Genomic DNA, 16,214 nt, shown 5'->3' on the forward strand with positions numbered 1-16,214 from the left:
CGCGTACTCTGTCCCCCACCAACCGACCACCGCACGAGAGAGCCCTAGCCATGCCCCCCATTCAGGACATGACTTCCGCTGCGTCGGCCTCCCGGGAGACGGTCACCGAACTTTCGGGCGACGCCGGCCTTCTGGATGCCCTCCAGCACCAGGTGGCCGTCTTCGCCCGCCGCGCCGAACAGACCCGGCTCGGCGGTATCGGGCAGGTCCGCAACTCGATGGACCGCGCCGCCTACCTGCTGCTCAACCGGCTCCACCAGGAAGGCCCGATGGGCGTCAAGGCCCTGGCCGCCGGGATGGGCATCGACTCCTCGACCGTCACCCGCCAGGTCGCGCCGCTCGTCGACACCGGCCTGGTCAAACGCACCTCGCACCCGGAGGACGGCCGCGCGGTCGTGCTCCAGTTGTCGGCGCGCGGCCAGGCGCGGCTCGAAGAGGTCCGCTCGTCACGGCGTGAGCTGATGGCGCAGGTCACCGACGGTTGGGCGGCGGAGGAGCGGGAGGCCTTCACCACACTGCTGACCCGGTTCAACGGCGCTCTGTCGGCCCGTCAGGCCGGACTCCCGCCCGGGGAGGGCGGCCCGTCCGTCGACCCGGAGGAGACGGGTCAGCCGACCCGCTGACGCCCGGCCGGGTCGCACCCGACCCGGCCCCGGGCCCGGCGCCGACGGGAACCGCCCTCTTGACCGTGGCCCCCCGCCGGGCCTCATATGAGGGCGTGCGACAGCGGCAGGCGGCCACGGACCGCCGGCGGGCCCGCGAGTTCGAGGCGTTCGTCGCGGGCGCGGCCGGCCGGCTTCTGCATGCGGCCACCCTGCTCACCGCGGAACCCGCCGACCCCGCATCGCCGCGCCCCGCGCCACGCGCCCAGCGGCTCCTGACCGCCGCGTTGGCCCGTACGTACGCGCGCTGGGACGAGCTGCGCGGCGAGGACCCGTACGACGTCACCCGCCAGGACCTCGCGCTGCGGTACGCCCACGGCGCCTGGCGCACCCGCCACCACACCGCGGGAATCCTGGGACCTCTGCGCCCGCGGGAACGGGTGGTGCTGGTGCTGCGGCTGTACGAAGGGGTGGCGGAGGAGCAGACGGCCGCGCTGATCGGGCTGCCGCCGGACCGGGTGCGGATGATCTGCGCACGGGCGGTGACGCGGGTACGGGAAGCGGCGTCGGTACGGGAAGCGGCCCGGACCCCGGCGGCACCGGCATCAGCACCGGCGCCGGCGCCGTCACAGGCACCGGCACCGGCACGGAAGGCGGCGGAATGACGCGTTCCGAGCGCGAGGAGGCCGAGGTCAGACAGCTGCTGGACGGCCCGCACCCCACCGTCCCCGCCGACCTCGCGCCCAGGGCCCTCGCCCGCGGCACCCGCCAACGCAACCGCCGCCGCACCGTGCGCCGGATCCTCTGGCTGACCCTGATCGCCGCCGTCGTCGCCTTCGCGGTCTGGGCGGCGGTCGCCGACCCGTGGAATCCCCCACCGATGCGGACGACCCCGCCCCTGGAGGGCGGTTGACCCACGCGAACCGCCTCCCGGGCGGAAGGGCCCGGGAGGCGGTGGAAGGCCGGGGAGCGCTCTAGCCCAGCGCCTGCTGGAGGTCCGCCAGCAGGTCGTCCGCGGACTCCAGGCCCACCGACAGCCGTACCAGGTCCGACGGGACCTCCAGCGCCGAGCCCGCCACCGAGGCGTGCGTCATGCGGCCGGGGTGTTCGATCAGGGACTCGACGCCGCCCAGGGACTCGCCCAGCGTGAAGAGCTTCGCGCGGTCGCAGACCGCGACCGCCGCCTCCTCGCCGCCCTCGACCTGGAACGACACCATCCCGCCGAACGCCTTCATCTGCTTCGCGGCGACCTCGTGGCCCGGGTGGTCGGGCAGGCCCGGGTAGAGGACCTTGGTGACCCGGGGGTGGCGGACGAGCATGTCCGCGATCCGGGTCGCGTTCTCGCTGTGCCGGTCCATCCGGACCGCGAGCGTCTTGACGCCCCGCAGCACCAGCCACGCGTCGAAGGGGCCGGCGATCGCGCCCATCGCGTTCTGGTGGTACGCCAGTTCCTCCGCCAGGTCCGCGTCGTCGACGACCAGCGCGCCGCCGACCACGTCCGAGTGGCCGCCCATGTACTTCGTCGTGGAGTGCACGACGACGTCCGCGCCCAGCGCGAGCGGCTGCTGGAGGTAGGGGCTGGCGAAGGTGTTGTCGACGACCAGCTTCGCGCCGGCCGCGCGCGCGACACCCGCGAGCCCGGCGATGTCGCTGATGTTGAGGAGCGGGTTCGAGGGGGTCTCGACCCAGATCGCCTTCGTACGGGGGGTCAGCGCGGCCCGCACCGCCGCCGGGTCGGAGGTGTCCGCGACGGACCACTCGACGCCCCAGCGCGAGACGACCTTCGCGAAGAGGCGGAACGTGCCGCCGTACGCGTCGTTCGGGATGACGACGTGGTCACCGGGCGACAGCAGCGTGCGCAGCAGGCAGTCCTCCGCGGCCAGGCCCGACGCGAAGGCGAGCCCGCGCCGGCCGCCCTCCAGGGCCGCCAGGTTCTCCTCCAGCGCGGTACGGGTCGGGTTGGCGCTGCGGCTGTACTCGTAACCGCCCCGCAGCCCGCCCACCCCGTCCTGCTTGTACGTGGAGACCTGGTAGATCGGGGGGACGACCGCGCCGGTGAGGGGATCGGCGGTGTTCCCCGCGTGGATGGCGACGGTCTCGAAGTTGCGGTGCTCGCCGCTGTGCTGGTGGCTCATGGGGACCGAGCGTAGCGCCGGAGAGCCGCCTCCCGCGTACGCCGCCCGGCACACCCCGTCCCCGTGACACCCCCGGCGTCCGGGACAATGGGGCCATGGAGATGCTCTGGTTCCTGTTCGCGATCGGCCTGTTGGTGCTGGCCTTCAGCCCTTATCTCAGGCGGCGGCGCGGCGGTCCCCGCCTGGTCGCGCCCGGTTCACCGGACGCCGCGGACCCGGCCGACTACGGATTCGTGCGGCAGGAGGAGCTGGACATCCGGCTCCCGGGGCCCGACGAGGACCTCCTCGACGTGCTCGACGTCGTCCAGGCCACCCAGGACTGGCGCCCCGCCGCCCGGCTGCTCGCCGCGACGCCGAAGGAGGGCGAGCTGCGCTGGCAGCGGGTGCAGGCCTTCGCGGGCGCCGCGTCGCTGGAGCTCCAGCAGCGGCCCGGGGTGGGCGGGACCTGGCTGCGGACGTGGCGGTCGGAGGCGCCGAAGGACGCGGGGGCGGCCGCGGTGTACGCGGAGTTCCTGGTCCAGCAGGCGTGGCGGACCTCGGCCGTCGGCGCGGACGACTTCCGGATCATCCTGGAGGAGGCCCGCACGCTGTGCGGCGAGGCGGCCCTGCTGGCGCCCGGCGACCCCGTCCCGTACATCGTCGAGCTGTCGGTGGCGCGGGGCCTCGGCTATCCGCACGACGGGTTCGACCAGGTGTGGGCGAAGGTCATCGACCGGGCGCCCGCGCACATGGGTGCGCACCTGGCGGCGCTGCGGTACTGGTCGGAGGCGTGGCACGGGTCGCGCGAGGAGGCGGACCACTTCGCGACGACGGCCGCCGCGCGGGCCGCGCAGGGCTCGCTGCTGGCCGCGCTGCCACTGTTCGCGGTGTACGAGCACCTTCCCGAGGTCAATCTGGTGCAGGGCTTCTACCGGAGCGCGGTGGTACGGAAGGCGGTGGAGGGCGCGCTGTTCGCGGTGCACGCGGCGCGGCACGACGACCCGATGCTGTCGCACGTACGGCACCTGCTGGTCCTCTTCCTCGTCCGGTCGGAGCGCTGGTCCGAGGCGATGAACCAGCTGGTGGGGGTGGACGGGCACGTCGGCGCCCTGCCCTGGACCCACACGCCCGACCCGGCGGCGGAGTACGCGGTGTACCGGGCGCTGGCGGTGGCGGGGTTCGAGGCGAACGGCGGCAGCACGGCGTCGCTCCCGGGGTGACCCGGGCCACCCGGCCCGCCTCGCCCGCCCGCACCCCGGCCACCGCGCCCCACCTGCCGGAACGGAATGTCCCGGGCCCCCCGCACGTTGTGAAGCACAGGACCCCACAGCCGAGGAGACCTGAGAGATGTTCGTGTCACGCCGTACCCCCGTACTCCCCACCCCCGAGCAGGCCCTGCGCGGCCGCCCCGAGCCCGAGTACTCGGTGCCGGCCCGCCACACGGTCCTCGGCAACCCCTTGACCGGCCCCTATCCGGAAGGCCTGGAGGTCGCCGACTTCGGCCTGGGCTGCTTCTGGGGGGCCGAGCGCAATTTCTGGCAGACCGAGGGCGTCTGGACGACGCTCGTCGGCTACCAGGGCGGCTTCACGCCGAATCCGTCGTACGAGGAGGTCTGCTCGGGCCTCACCGGTCACACGGAGGCCGTGCGGGTCGTCTTCGACCCCAAGGTCGTGTCGTACGCGGAGCTGCTGAAGCTCTTCTGGGAGTCGCACAACCCCACCCAGGGCTTCCGCCAGGGCAATGACGTCGGCAGCCAGTACCGCTCGGCGATCTACACCCACTCCCCCGCCCAGGAGAAGGCCGCGGCCGACTCCCGGACGTCGTACCAGCGCGTCCTGAACGACTCCGGGTACGGCGAGATCACCACGGAGATCGAGCCGTCGGAGGGCCGCCACTTCTACCCGGCGGAGGCGTACCACCAGCAGTACCTGGACAAGAACCCCTCCGGTTACTGCGGCATCGGCGGCACGGGCGTCTCCTGCCCGATCGGTGTCGCCCCGGCCGCGAGCTGACCTCACCACATGGGCTTCCGCGGGTTCGCGCGGGTGGTGCGTGACGAGAGGGAGCCCCTTGTTCGACGGCATGCCGCGCTGCGGTGTGCCGTCGGGCGTTTTTGCCCGCTCGGCTTCCACGCGACGTGGGCGTACGTGACGACCGTCGCGTTGCCCTCCCCGGACCCGCGCCGGGATCCGGTGGCGCTGGTGCGGGCGCTGGAGGTGCTGGAGGCGGGCCGGGCGGTTCATCTCAGCAACGTGGCGGAGTTCGCGGTCCGTCGTCGTACGGAGAAGGCGCACGGCCGCCGCACCCCGAGGGCCGGCGACACCGGACGCCCGCCCGGGCCGCACTGGCCCGGGGAAACGCCCCCTTCCCGGCTGGGACTTGTCGCCGCCGTGGCGGACCGGCACACCGCGTTCCGGCGCGGCCCGTACCCCGACGCGACGCTCGCCGATCCGGCGCGGGCGGGCCAACTGGCCGGTCTGCACGGCCGCCTGGACGCCTGCGCGGGCGCGTACCTCACCGGCCTCGGCCGCCCGGACGGCCCGGCCCGGCTCGAACTGGCCGACACCACGCGTGCCCTCGACGCCCTCGTCCGCTCCGGTCCCGCGCCCCTGAACGGGTACCTGCTGCCGTGGCTGCGCTTCGCCCGCCTGCTGGAGTACGCCTCGGACGCGGCGGGCTGACAACCCACCGGGCGACGCGCCCCCTCGTACCCCTCACTTCGTCAGTACGTTCGCCGCCACGATGACCAGCCCGATCAGCACGTCGACGGCGCCCACGCGGCACGCGGCCCACCAGTCGCGGCCCGCCGTCCTGGCCGCCCAGAGACCCCAGCCGAACAGCGCGGCGGTGTTGACGGTCAGGGCCGCGTCGATCGCCGCGTTCTCGCTCCACCAGCCCCAGAACGAGCCGAGCAGCAGCGCCCCTGTCGGGACGGCCGCCGCGACCAGCGGCCACTCCGTCAGCACCGAGCGGACGGTGCTCGCGGTCACGGGCTTCTCGTCGGCCGTACGGTGGGCGATCGCGTGGGCGTACCCGTGCCCCGTCGCCGAGACCAGGGCCGCGACCATGATCCATACGGCGTCGTAGCCGGGGTCGTCGGGGCCCGTGTCGTGGTCGAGCGCGGCGGCCAGGGCACTGGCCAGGACCGTTCCGTACACACCGCCGAACAGCAGCCGCTGGAGCGGTTCTTCGCGCCGGCCCGGAGGCTCGGGGGCACGGACGGGTTCGGACAAGGCGCCACCTCCCGGGACGAGGACGTCGTTCCACTCCGGAGATGTAACCGCACACCGGACATATCCCCCGCGAACCCGCACCCGGCCGTCGTGGCGCCCGGCCGGCGGCCCACCGGTGGTTTCCGGCCCCTCAAGCCCCAACCGCGTTATTTTGAAAGGCGTTTACCCCTCCCGAACCGCACCAAATGCTAGCGTTCACGCGCTCGTCGCCGGCCCGACGGTTCCGCTTCACTCCGTGGGGCCACGAGGGATGAGTGGATGTGCGCGCCCCCCGCAGCGCCGCTCCCCGTGCGGGTGCGCGCGCCCACGCCGAGACATGTGGAGACCGTATGAGCGGCTCGTCCCGTACGCCGTCCCAGCCCCGCGGAGCGAGAGCCCTCGCCGGCGGTCTGGCGGCCGGCGCCCTGGTGCTGGGCACCCTCCTCACCGGGAGCGGCCCCGCCCTCGCGGCCGACGCTCCCGCGACCGTGCCGGCGGCCCCTGTCAGCTGTACGGGCCCGAACGCGGCGGCGCTCTGCGCCCGGCCCGGCGACCTCCTGGACGTGACGCTCGACCAGCTGCACCCCACCCAGCCCGCCATCGGCTTCGACCAGATCTACTACAAGCTCGGCCGCTACAGCAGCCCCAAGGACGAGCAGGCCGGCGACCTCAACAAGCGCTTCGACGACTGGTGCGAGACCAACGGGCAGGAAGAGGCGGCGTCCGCGCTGCCCGGCGCCCGGATCTCCGACCCGTCGAGCTTCACCTGCACGGTCGCGGTCGGCGACGAGACGCCCGACACCCTCGCCCAGATGAAGACGGTCGTGGTCGGCCCCGGCGGCGCGCTGTACCTGACCGACGGGCACCACACCCTGACGTCCTTCCTGGAGACGCCCGACGGCGGCCCGAGGACGCACATCCGGCTGCGGGTCACGGGCAACCTGAGCACGCTGTCCACGGCCGCGTTCTGGAAGACCATGCAGGACAACAAGTGGGTCTGGCTGCGGGACGAGAAGAACGACCCGATCACCGTCGACCAACTCCCCACCCGCCTCGGCCTCGCGTCCTTCCACGACGACCCGTACCGCGGCCTCGTCTACCTCACCCGTGACATCGGCTACCAGGCACCGGCCGAGGCGGCCGAGTTCCTGGAGTTCTCCTGGGGCACCTGGCTGCGCGGGCGCCTGGACCTCGCGTCGTACGACCTCCGCGACCCCGCGTCGTACCTCTCCGCCGTCCGTACGGCCTCCGAGGCCATGTCCGCCACCCCCGGCGACACCGAGATCACGCCCGGGCTGACCGCCGACCAGGCGGGCCGCATGGCCGCGTGGAACGACGGCAAGAAGCCGACCGGCGGTGAGTTCGGAAAGCTGGGCCTCCCGCTCTCCGACAAGAAGCCCGGCAAGCTCGCCTTCGCCCTGGACTACCGCGCCAAGGTCGCCGTCCCGCCCGCCTGCACGAAGACACTGACCGGCGCGTACACCGGCCCGCTGGTGGTCACGTCCGGCGTCACCTGCCTGGACCGCACCCGCCTGACCGGCCCGGTCGTGGTCCGCGCGGGCGCGTCGCTGGTGTCGCGGGGCGCGGACATCACCGGTCCCGTCCAGGCGGTGGGTGCCCGTACGGTCAGCCTGTGCGGCACCCGGCTGACCGGCCCGCTCTCCGTTGTGAACACGACGGACCGGCTGACGCTGTCGGGCCCCGGCTGCACCGCGAACACCCTGAACGGCCCGGTCCAGCTCGTCGGCAACCCGGCCGAGGCACCGGTCCCGGCTCCGGCCGGCTGACCGCCTGACCGCCTGACCGCCCGCCGCCCGGCTTATTCGCTGGGCGCCGGGGGGCGGGGCCGCTACCGTTGACGGCATGTTCGCGCACTACTTCTTCCTCTGATTCCGGACCCGCACCCCAGGTCCGAAGAATCCACCCGCCATCAGGGGAAGAAGCATGCGCGAACGCGCCCAACTCGCGATGAAGCACGTCTCGAAGACGTACGGCGACCGGCCCGTCCTCGACCAGGTGTCGCTGACCGTACGGCCCGGCGAGAAGGCTGGGATCATCGGGGAGAACGGCTCCGGCAAGTCCACCCTGCTCCGCCTCCTCGCCGGGGCCGAGCGGCCGGACGACGGCGAGATCACCGTCCGGTTCCCGGGCGGCACCGGCCACCTCGCCCAGACCCTCGACCTGGCCCCGCCCTCCGGAGCGGGCCACCGGGACCGCATCGTCCGGGACACGGACCTGGAGGCGGACCGGGCCCGTACCGTCCAGGACGCCGTCGACGCCGCCCTCGCCGACCTGCGCGACCTCGAACGGCGGCTGCGCGCCGCCGAAGCGGCCCTCGGGTCGGCCGGACCCGCCGAACTGGCCGCGTACGGCGACCTGTTGACGGCGTACGAGGAACGCGACGGCTACCGGGCCGAGACCCGCGTCGACACCGCCCTGCACGCGCTCGGGCTCGCCCACCTCACCCGCGACCGCCCGCTGGACTCCCTGTCCGGCGGCGAGCGGTCGCGGCTGGCGCTCGCCTGCGTGCTGGCGCCCGCGCCGGAGCTGCTGCTCCTCGACGAGCCCACCAACCACCTGGACCTCCGGGCCACGACCTGGCTGGAGGACCAGCTCAGGACGCACCGGGGCACGGTCCTGGCCGTCACCCACGACCGGGTGTTCCTGGAGCGCATCGCGACCACGATCCTGGAGGTCGACCGGGACACCGGGGCGGTGACGCGGTACGGCGACGGCTGGGCCGGCTACCGCGCGGCGAAGGCCGCCGACCGCCGCCGCCGGGCCCAGGACCACGCCGAGTGGCTCGCCGAGGTGTCCCGTACGGAGGAACAGGTCGCCGCCGCCGGACAGCGCCTCGCGGTCACGGGCAAGGACCCGGGCCAGGGCTTCGGCAAGCACCGCCGCTCGCACGAGACGAAGCTGTCCGGGCAGGTGCGGGCGGCCCGGGAGCGGCTGGCGCGGCTGCGCCGGGAGCCGGTTCCCGCGCCGCCGGAACCGCTGCGGTTCACCCCGGGCCTGCGCACGGACTCCGCGCCGGGCGCGGCCGGTACGGAGCTCCTCCTCTCGCTCGAAGGGGTGACGGTCGGCGACCGGCTGCGGGTGGACGCGCTGTCCGTCGGGACGGGCGCGCGGCTGCTGGTGACCGGTCCGAACGGCGCGGGCAAGACCACGCTGCTGCGGGTGCTGGCGGGTGAACTGCGGCCGGACTCCGGGACGGTGCGCGGGCCGGACCGGATCCGCCGGGGCGCGGCCGGCGCGGGCGGCGTCGGTTACCTGCCGCAGGAGCTGCCCGCCGTCGCGTCGCCGCTGCCGCTGCTGGCCGCGTTCGCGGCGGGCCGCCCGGGGCCGCCGGACGAGCACGCGGACGAACTGCTCGGCCTCGGGCTGTTCCGCGAGGCCGATCTACGGGTCCCGGTCGCCGCGCTCTCGATCGGCCAGCGGCGGCGGCTGGAGCTGGCCCGCCTGGTGACCCGCCCCGCCGACCTGCTCATCCTGGACGAGCCGACGAACCACCTGGCGCTCGGCCTGGTGGAGGAGCTGGAGGCCGCCCTCGTGACGTACGCGGGCGCGGTGGTGGTCGTCTCGCACGACCGCCGCTTCCGCGACGGCTTCGCGGGCCGGCGCCTGGAACTGCGCGCGGGCCGCGTGGCGGAGCCCGCCCCGGCGGGGCGCGGAGCTCCCTGACCGGGGGTGTCCGTAAAGGGGCGTCTGTCCGGACGGGCGAACGATGCCGCTTTCGGCACACACCCTAGGGTGAGGAGCGTGCGCATGAGCGAGAAGACGGCGGAACAGGAACCGACGACGGCGGGGGGCGGCGGCCGCGCCGGGGCAACCAGGGGAGCGGCCCCGGCCGGCACTCTCCCCGGCAACCTCCCGGGCCACCGCCCCGCCGGCCTCCGCCGCCCCCCGTCCCCGGCCGCGCGCACCGGCCACCGCTCCGGTACGGCGTGGCGCGTGCCGCTCCTCGTGACCGCCGCCACCGTTCCCTTCTACGTGCTGTGGGCCGTCGTCCTCGCCACCGGCGGGGGCGACCTCGCCGCCCAGCTCGCCTGGGCCGGCTTCATGGCCCGGCATCCCGGCTCCGCGTACAACCTCTCCTGGTACGGCGGCACGCACACCGCCAACTACAGCGTCCTCGCTCCCCCGTTGATGGCGCTCCTCGGCGTCAGGACGACGTCCGTGCTGGCGGGGCTCGCCGGGACCTGGGCCATGGCGGCCCTGTTCGTACGGGCGAAGGTGCCGCACGCCCTGTGGCCCGCGCTGCTGGGCGCGCTGGCGCTCTGGTGCAACGTGGCGTCCGGGCGGACGACGTTCGCGGTGGGGGTGGCCGTCGGGCTGGCGGCGCTGCTGGTCCTCCTCCGGTCCGGGAGGCCGCGCCCGGTCCTCGTCGCGGCCTCCCTGTCCGCGCTCACCGCGCTCGCCAGCCCGGTCGCCGCGCTGTTCCTGGTGGTGGCGGGCGCCGCGTACCTGCTGGACCGGCGGTGGAGCAGGGCGGCCGCGCTGATCGGGCCGCCCTTCCTGGTGGTGGGGGCCGTCACGCTGCTCTTCCCGTTCCACGGCGAACAGCCCATGGCGACCGAGAAGTTGTCCATGCCGCTGTTCGCCTGCGCGGCCGTGTGGCTCGCGGCGCCGCGCGCCCCGCGCGGCTGGCTCACGGTACGGTACGGGGCGGTCGTCTACGCGGTCGGCGTGGTCCTGACGTACTCGATCGCGTCGCCGATCGGCACGAACGTCGAGCGCCTGATAGGGCTCGGGGGCCCGCCGGTGCTGCTCGCCGCGCTGCTGACCCGCGGCCTCGAACCGTCCCGGCTGACGAGCCTCGTACGCGGAGGTCCCCTGCGCGTCCTCCCGCACCTCGTGCTGGCGGCCGCCGTGGTGGTGAACACCGGATGGGTGATCGACAAGACCGACGACGACCTCGGGGTCTCCAACTCCGTGCCGTCCTGGGCCGCGCACCCCGAGGGCGTGATCGCGGAGCTGGACCGGCTGGGCGCGGACCGCACGCGCGTCGAGGTCGTCCCGGCCCGCAACCACCGGGAGGCCGAGGTCCTCGCCCCGTACGTCACGATGGCGCGCGGCTGGAACCGCCAGCTCGACGTGGAGCGCGGCCGGCTCTTCTACGACGGCACCTTCTCCCCCGCCACGTACCGGGCCTGGCTGGACCGCTGGGCGGTGGGGTTCGTCGTCCTGCCGGACGCGCGGCCGGACAGCCCCGCCGCGGCCGAGGCCGCGCTCGTACGGGACCCGCCGGACTGGCTGGAGCCGGTGTGGCACGACAGAGGGTGGGCAGTCTACCGGGTGCGGGACGCGGTGCCGCTGGTGTCCGCCCCGGCGGCGGTGGTGCGCGGCGGTGACGCGGAGCTGGTGGTACGGATGCCCGCGGCCGGCTCGGTGACGGTACGGATCGCCTACTCGCCCTGGCTCAGGGCGCCGGGCGCGTGTGTGGCGCGGGCGGGTGAGTGGACCCGGCTGACGGTCACGCGCGGCGGTGAGTACCGGCTGGGCTCGGCGTACCGGCTGTTCCGGTCGGACGGCTGCGGCTGACGGCCGCGCCCGGGCCCGCGACCCGTCCCGCGGACGGGCCTACAGCTTGGCGAGGAAGAGGCCGACCGGCCGCTCGCGCCGGTAGCCCAGGGCTTCGTTCACGGCGATCATCGACGTGTTGCTGTCGGCGACGGTCGTGCTGATCTCCCGTATGCCGGGGTGCAGTTCGTGCAGCGTCCCGAGGAGGTGGCGTTTCACCGCGCGGCCGAGGCCCCGGCCCCGGTGGGAGGGGACGACCACCGTGTCGTACTGGACGGCGCGGGTGCCCGCGGGGTCGCGCAGGACCAGTTCGGTGTAGCCGACGACGGCGTCACCGGCCGTGGTGTCGATGACGGCGGAGGTGAGGATCGCCCCGCCGCGGTCCTCGATGAGCCGGGCCGCGGCCCGCACTCTGCGGGTGTCCCAGCGCGGCACCCGCTCCTCCAGGGCCCCGCCCGGGGTGTCCTCCATCGCGTCGTGGGCGCGGGAGAAACCTTCCGCCAGCGCGTCGGGCACCACCCCCGACCAGTCGGCGAAGCGCAGCCCCGGCGGGAGCGCCGGCTCCGGGACGTCGTCGAGGGTCTGCCGGACCCGCATCACGTACCAGCCGAGCGGCAGGACGTTCGTGAAGCCGAGGCTGTCGACGAACGCCTCGCCCGCGCCGCCCAGTTCGAGGACGGTGGAGACCGAGGTCCGCCCGGCGGCGGCGAGTTCGTCCCGTATCGCCGTCCAGAGCGCGGCGCCGACACCGCCCCGCCGGGCGTCGGGCCGCACCACCAGGACGTCGAGGAACGCGGTGTGGAGGTGGGGCTCCTCGGTGAAGAGGACGAGCGAGGCGACCCCGTCGTACGAACCGTCGGCCGCCGTCGACACGAGGTGCTTGTTCCGTCCGCTCACCGGGGGCAGCCGCAGCTTCCCCGCGGTCTCGGACCGGCTGGGCTCGGGGACGGACGCCGGGAGATCGAGGACATGGGCGGCGGTGACCACCGCGTGCCAGGCGTCCGTCTCGGCGTCCGTGGGCGGGCTTCCCAGAGTGATCAGCATGAACCGAACCTACGCGTACGGGGGTGAAGACGCCCGCGAGTTGACGGGAGTCCGGGCAGGGGCGCCGCCCCACGGACCTCAGGCGGCGGTCGCGTTCTCGGTGACCGTGACCTTTCCCTTGCGGATGGTGGCGAGCCGGGGAGCACGACGGGCGATGGAACTGTCGTGCGTGACCATGATGAAGGTCAGCCCGTGCTCTTTCCAGAGGCCCTCCAGCAGTTCCATGATCTCGTCACGCATCGACTCGTCCAGATTTCCCGTGGGTTCATCGGCGAGCAGCACCTTCGGCCGCTTCACCAGGGCGCGCGCGATGGCGACCCGCTGCTGCTGGCCGCCGGACAACTCGCCCGGTACGTGACCGAGTCGCTCGCCGAGCCCGACGGACTCCAGGGCCTCGGCAGCCTGTTGGCGCCGGGCGGCGCCCTTGAGGCCGAGCGGGACGAGGGCCGTCTCGACGTTCTCCTGGGCGGTGAGGGTGGGGATCAGGTTGAAGCTCTGGAAGACGAAGCCGATGGACTCGGCGCGCACCTTGGTGAGCCGGGACTCGGGCAGGCTGCCCAGGTCGACGCCGTCGAGTTCGACGGTGCCCGCGGTGGGCCGGTCGAGCGCGCCGAGCATCTGAAGGAGGGTGGACTTGCCGCCTCCGGTGGGGCCCTGGATGACGAGCCTGCCGCCGTCCTCGATGGTCAGGTCGACGCCGGCGAGCGCGTGGACGGGCTTCTTTCCCCGGTGGTAGACCTTGGTGACGCCTTTGAGCTGGTACATCGTGCAACTCCTGCGGTGCGAGGGGAACGAAGGACGAGGTTCGGGTGAAGGGGGGCCGGGACGGGCGGGACGGGCTACTCGACCCGGCGCAGCGCGTCCGCCGGGCGCAGCCGGGAGGCGCGCCAGCCGCCGAAGCCGCCGGCGATCAGGCCGCCGCCGACCGCGAGGGCCACGGCGATCCCGATGGTGGCGAGGGACACGGGCGCGGTGAGCGCGACGTCGAGGGCCTTGGACGCGGTCTGCCGCGCCTGACCGCCGCCGAAGCCGCCGCCACCGCCGCCTCCACCGCCGCCTCCACCGAAGCCGCCGCGTCCGGTCGACGCGGACGCGATCTGTGCCTTGAGGGTCGGGCTGATGGCGGTCACGAGGTAGGCACCGCCGACGCCGAGGGCGATGCCGAGCACTCCGCCGAGGAGGCCGTTGACGAGGGCCTCGCCGATCACCTGGCGGGTGACGCGGCCGGACTTCCAGCCGAGTGCCTTGAGGGTGCCGAACTCCCGTACCCGGCGGCTGACCGCCGAGGAGGTGAGCAGGCCGGCGACGAGGAAGGCGGCGATCAGCACCGCGATGGACAGCCACTTGCCGACGCTGGTCGCGAGGTCGGAGGCGGTGGAGAGCGAGCCGGAGACGGTGTCGGCGAGGTCGGCGGAGGTGGTGACGGTCGTGCCGGGGATGTTCTTCTGGATGGTGGACTTGACCGCGCTGATCTGCTGCGAGTCCGACGCCTTCACGTAGACCGTGGTGATCTTGTCCTTGGAGTCGGACAGGGTCTGGGCCTGCTTCAGCGGCAGGTAGGCGTTGGCGGCGGCGTCGCCGCTGTCCGCCGTGGCCACCCCGATGATGCTGTACTTCGTCCCGGAGACGGTGAGGGTCTTGCCGACCGAGAGGTTGTTCTTCTTGGCGTAGGCGCTGTCGACGACCGCGACCTTCGCGTCCGTCTCCGTCGTCTTGAACGTACGGCCCGAGGTGATCTTCGACGAGGTCAGCGGGCCGAGCGCGGGCTCGGTGACGTCGGCGCCGTACAGGGTGAACGAGTCGACGTCGAAGTTGGCGCCGCCCCCGGAGACCCGGCCGCCGGTGCCGCCGCCCCCGCCGCCCTCGCGGCGGGTGCCCCCGTTCTCGTCGGGCTTGAACTCGCCCCGGGTGAACTGGCCGTTGATCTTGAGGACGTTCAGGCTCAGGCCGCCGACCGCGCCCGAGACGCCGCTCTGGTCGGCGACCTTGGTCACCGTGGAGGACGCCAGGGTCTCGAAGCCCTGGACGACCACGCGGTCGCTGCTCTGCGCCTTGCCGTCCCCGTCCTGCGCGTCGAACCTGAACCGGGGCCGGTCCGTGCCGCCCCCGGTCGCGGCGGGCGCGGCCTTGGTGACGGTCATGTCCGTGCCGAGGCCGTACAGCGATTGGAGGACCTTGTCCTGGGCGTTGCCCATACCGGCGGACACGGAGTTGACGACGATCACCAGCGCGATGCCGAGCGCGAGCCCGGAGGCGACGACCAGCGCCGCCTTCCTGCGGCGGCGCAGTTCGCGCCGGAGGTATGTGAAGAACATGGGCGTGAAGCTAGGCGCGCGGTGTGATGGTCGGTTGAGGCCCCGCTGAGAACGCGATGAGAACGCCGACGGCGGCGGACCCTCACGGGGCCCGCCGCCGACGGCGCGGGTGGATCGGACGGTGGATCAGGCCTGGGAGCCGGCCTGCCACTCGGACCACGACATGTTCCAGCCGTTCAGGCCGTTGTCGGGCTTGATCGTCTTGTCCGGGGAGTTCTTCACGATGACGACGTCACCGACGAGGGAGTGGTCGTAGAACCACGCGGCGGGCATGTTGGCGTCGCCCGCGCCCTTGACGTCCTGGAGGCCGACACAGCCGTGGCTGGTGTTGACGCTGCCGAAGACGGAGGGGGCGCCCCAGTAGTTGCCGTGGATGAAGGTGCCGGAGGTCGACAGCCGCATGGCGTGCGGGACGTCGGGGATGTCGTACTCACCCTTGCCGTCGTCGTCGGTGAAGCCGACCGTCGCGCCGTTCATCCGGGTCTCCTTGAACTTCTCGGAGATCACCATCTGACCGTTGTACGTGGGGTTGTCCGGCGAACCCGAGGAGATCGGGATCGTCTTGATCGTCTTGCCGTCCTGCGTGACGGTCATCGTCTTCGCCTTGGCGTCGACCGTGCTGACCTGGTTACGGCCGATCTTGAAGGTGACGGTCTTCTGCTGGACGCCGAAGAGGCCCTTCGCGCCCTCGACACCGTCCAGGTTCAGCTTGAGGGTGACCGTCGAGCCGCCCTTCCAGTACTGGTCGGGGCGGAAGTCCAGGCGCTGCTGGCTGAACCAGTGGCCGACGACCTGCTGGCCGCTGCTCGACGTGACGGTGATCCCGTCCTGCACGGCCTTCTGGTCGGTGATCGCCTTGTCGAAGTTGATCGAGACCGGCATGCCGACGCCGACGGTGGAGCCGTCCTCGGGGGTGAAGTTCCCGATGAAGCTGTTGGCGGGCGAGACGGTGGTGAAGGAGGCGTTCTCGAAGGCCTTGCGGCCCTTGCCGTCCTTCGCCGTCGCGGCGATCTTGTACGTCGTGGAGCGCTCCAGCTGCCCGTCGGGCTTCCAGCTGAGGCCGTCGGCGGCGACCGTGCCCTTGACGGCGGTGCCGTCGGCGGTCGTCATGGTCACGTCGGTGAGCGTGCCCTTGGTGACCGTGACCTTGGCGTCGTCGTTGATGCCGGCGTTCGACGCCCCGTCCCCGGGTGCGATGACTATCTTGGCCTCGGACGTCGCCTTGGCGGCCGCCTCGTCCACCTGGGCCTGCGAGGACTTCGTGCTGTCGGCGGCTCCCGCGTCCTTGTCGCCACCGTCGCTACAGGCCGAAAGGACCAGTACGCCACCGAGCAGTGCGGACGCGGCCATGAGGCCCCTGCGCCGCTTGCTGTCCGTCATCACACGTATCTCCATCGTCGCCG

At 73.4% G+C, this 16,214-nt stretch carries 15 protein-coding genes; 9 read left to right on the forward strand and 6 right to left on the reverse strand.

The genetic code is table 11. The features are described from left to right. Nucleotides 1-50 precede the first annotated feature (50 nt). The 3 genes from HA039_RS12120 (at nt 51) to HA039_RS12130 (ending at nt 1,515) form a co-directional block, all read left to right on the forward strand. A complete protein-coding gene (locus HA039_RS12120; protein ID WP_208298600.1) occupies nt 51-623 on the forward strand; it encodes a MarR family winged helix-turn-helix transcriptional regulator in 573 nt (190 codons plus the stop codon). A 95-nt stretch (nt 624-718) separates the two neighbouring features. After that, complete coding sequence (locus HA039_RS12125; RefSeq protein ID WP_208298601.1) at nt 719-1,267, forward strand: sigma factor-like helix-turn-helix DNA-binding protein; 549 nt, start codon at nt 719-721, stop codon at nt 1,265-1,267. After that, complete coding sequence (locus HA039_RS12130; RefSeq protein WP_167028009.1) at nt 1,264-1,515, forward strand: hypothetical protein; 252 nt, start codon at nt 1,264-1,266, stop codon at nt 1,513-1,515. The genes HA039_RS12125 and HA039_RS12130 overlap by 4 nt, the downstream gene beginning before the upstream one ends. A 61-nt stretch (nt 1,516-1,576) precedes the next feature. On the opposite strand, the gene HA039_RS12135 is transcribed toward HA039_RS12130, so the two are convergent. After that, nucleotides 1,577-2,737 (reverse strand): cystathionine gamma-synthase, encoded by a 1,161-nt coding sequence (locus HA039_RS12135; RefSeq protein ID WP_167028012.1) that lies wholly within the window; start codon nt 2,735-2,737, stop codon nt 1,577-1,579. A gap of 95 nt (nt 2,738-2,832) precedes the next feature. On the opposite strand from HA039_RS12135, the gene HA039_RS12140 reads away from it, so the two are divergent. The 3 genes from HA039_RS12140 (at nt 2,833) to HA039_RS12150 (ending at nt 5,398) form a co-directional block, all read left to right on the forward strand. Next, nucleotides 2,833-3,936: a hypothetical protein gene (locus HA039_RS12140; RefSeq protein WP_167028015.1), complete on the forward strand. Its 1,104-nt coding sequence runs from the start codon at nt 2,833-2,835 to the stop codon at nt 3,934-3,936. Between the two features lie 127 nt (nt 3,937-4,063). Next, entirely contained in the window at nt 4,064-4,729 is a 666-nt protein-coding gene (msrA, locus tag HA039_RS12145; RefSeq protein WP_167028018.1) for a peptide-methionine (S)-S-oxide reductase MsrA, read from the forward strand. Nucleotides 4,730-4,864: 135 nt separating this feature from the next. Further along, a complete protein-coding gene (locus HA039_RS12150) occupies nt 4,865-5,398 on the forward strand; it encodes a hypothetical protein (RefSeq protein ID WP_167028021.1) in 534 nt (177 codons plus the stop codon). 33 nt (nt 5,399-5,431) lie between these two features. Here the strand turns inward: HA039_RS12150 and HA039_RS12155 are convergent, their stop codons facing one another. After that, nucleotides 5,432-5,950 (reverse strand): hypothetical protein, encoded by a 519-nt coding sequence (locus tag HA039_RS12155; RefSeq protein WP_167028024.1) that lies wholly within the window; start codon nt 5,948-5,950, stop codon nt 5,432-5,434. A 329-nt stretch (nt 5,951-6,279) separates the two neighbouring features. Between HA039_RS12155 and HA039_RS12160 the strand changes: the two genes are divergently transcribed. From HA039_RS12160 to HA039_RS12170, 3 genes are all read left to right on the forward strand, one after another. Beyond that, the gene (locus tag HA039_RS12160) at nt 6,280-7,716 is read left to right on the forward strand and encodes a ParB/Srx family N-terminal domain-containing protein (protein ID WP_167028027.1); all 1,437 of its coding nucleotides are present in this window, start codon (nt 6,280-6,282) and stop codon (nt 7,714-7,716) included. 157 nt (nt 7,717-7,873) lie between these two features. Beyond that, on the forward strand, nt 7,874-9,613 hold the full coding sequence (gene abc-f / locus HA039_RS12165) for a ribosomal protection-like ABC-F family protein (protein ID WP_167028030.1): 1,740 nt from the start codon (nt 7,874-7,876) through the stop codon (nt 9,611-9,613). A 270-nt stretch (nt 9,614-9,883) separates the two neighbouring features. Next, on the forward strand, nt 9,884-11,473 hold the full coding sequence (locus HA039_RS12170; RefSeq protein ID WP_167036652.1) for a hypothetical protein: 1,590 nt from the start codon (nt 9,884-9,886) through the stop codon (nt 11,471-11,473). A gap of 39 nt (nt 11,474-11,512) precedes the next feature. On the opposite strand, the gene HA039_RS12175 is transcribed toward HA039_RS12170, so the two are convergent. The 4 genes from HA039_RS12175 to HA039_RS12190 form a co-directional block, all read right to left on the reverse strand. Then, nucleotides 11,513-12,496 (reverse strand): GNAT family N-acetyltransferase, encoded by a 984-nt coding sequence (locus HA039_RS12175; RefSeq protein ID WP_167028033.1) that lies wholly within the window; start codon nt 12,494-12,496, stop codon nt 11,513-11,515. 78 nt (nt 12,497-12,574) lie between these two features. Then, nucleotides 12,575-13,261, reverse strand: coding sequence for an ABC transporter ATP-binding protein (locus HA039_RS12180; protein WP_167028036.1), 687 nt, complete (start codon nt 13,259-13,261; stop codon nt 12,575-12,577). Between the two features lie 74 nt (nt 13,262-13,335). Further along, the gene (locus tag HA039_RS12185; RefSeq protein ID WP_167028039.1) at nt 13,336-14,811 is read right to left on the reverse strand and encodes an ABC transporter permease; all 1,476 of its coding nucleotides are present in this window, start codon (nt 14,809-14,811) and stop codon (nt 13,336-13,338) included. Nucleotides 14,812-14,937: 126 nt separating this feature from the next. Next, complete coding sequence (locus tag HA039_RS12190) at nt 14,938-16,206, reverse strand: L,D-transpeptidase (RefSeq protein WP_167028042.1); 1,269 nt, start codon at nt 16,204-16,206, stop codon at nt 14,938-14,940. Nucleotides 16,207-16,214 lie beyond the last annotated feature (8 nt).

Source organism: Streptomyces liangshanensis, assembly GCF_011694815.1.
GTDB lineage: Bacteria > Actinomycetota > Actinomycetes > Streptomycetales > Streptomycetaceae > Streptomyces > Streptomyces liangshanensis.

Excerpts from the sequence above, each read along its gene's own strand:
- HA039_RS12190 (WP_167028042.1), bottom strand. The coding sequence starts at position 16,206 with ATGGAGATACGTGTGATGACGGACAGCAAGCGGCGCAGGGGCCTCATG.
- HA039_RS12130 (WP_167028009.1), top strand. The coding sequence starts at position 1,264 with ATGACGCGTTCCGAGCGCGAGGAGGCCGAGGTCAGACAGCTGCTGGAC.
- msrA (WP_167028018.1), top strand. The coding sequence starts at position 4,064 with ATGTTCGTGTCACGCCGTACCCCCGTACTCCCCACCCCCGAGCAGGCC.
- HA039_RS12135 (WP_167028012.1), bottom strand. The coding sequence starts at position 2,737 with ATGAGCCACCAGCACAGCGGCGAGCACCGCAACTTCGAGACCGTCGCC.
- HA039_RS12120 (WP_208298600.1), top strand. The coding sequence starts at position 51 with ATGCCCCCCATTCAGGACATGACTTCCGCTGCGTCGGCCTCCCGGGAG.
- HA039_RS12140 (WP_167028015.1), top strand. The coding sequence starts at position 2,833 with ATGGAGATGCTCTGGTTCCTGTTCGCGATCGGCCTGTTGGTGCTGGCC.
- HA039_RS12185 (WP_167028039.1), bottom strand. The coding sequence starts at position 14,811 with ATGTTCTTCACATACCTCCGGCGCGAACTGCGCCGCCGCAGGAAGGCG.
- HA039_RS12175 (WP_167028033.1), bottom strand. The coding sequence starts at position 12,496 with ATGCTGATCACTCTGGGAAGCCCGCCCACGGACGCCGAGACGGACGCC.
- abc-f (WP_167028030.1), top strand. The coding sequence starts at position 7,874 with ATGCGCGAACGCGCCCAACTCGCGATGAAGCACGTCTCGAAGACGTAC.
- HA039_RS12180 (WP_167028036.1), bottom strand. The coding sequence starts at position 13,261 with ATGTACCAGCTCAAAGGCGTCACCAAGGTCTACCACCGGGGAAAGAAG.
- HA039_RS12160 (WP_167028027.1), top strand. The coding sequence starts at position 6,280 with ATGAGCGGCTCGTCCCGTACGCCGTCCCAGCCCCGCGGAGCGAGAGCC.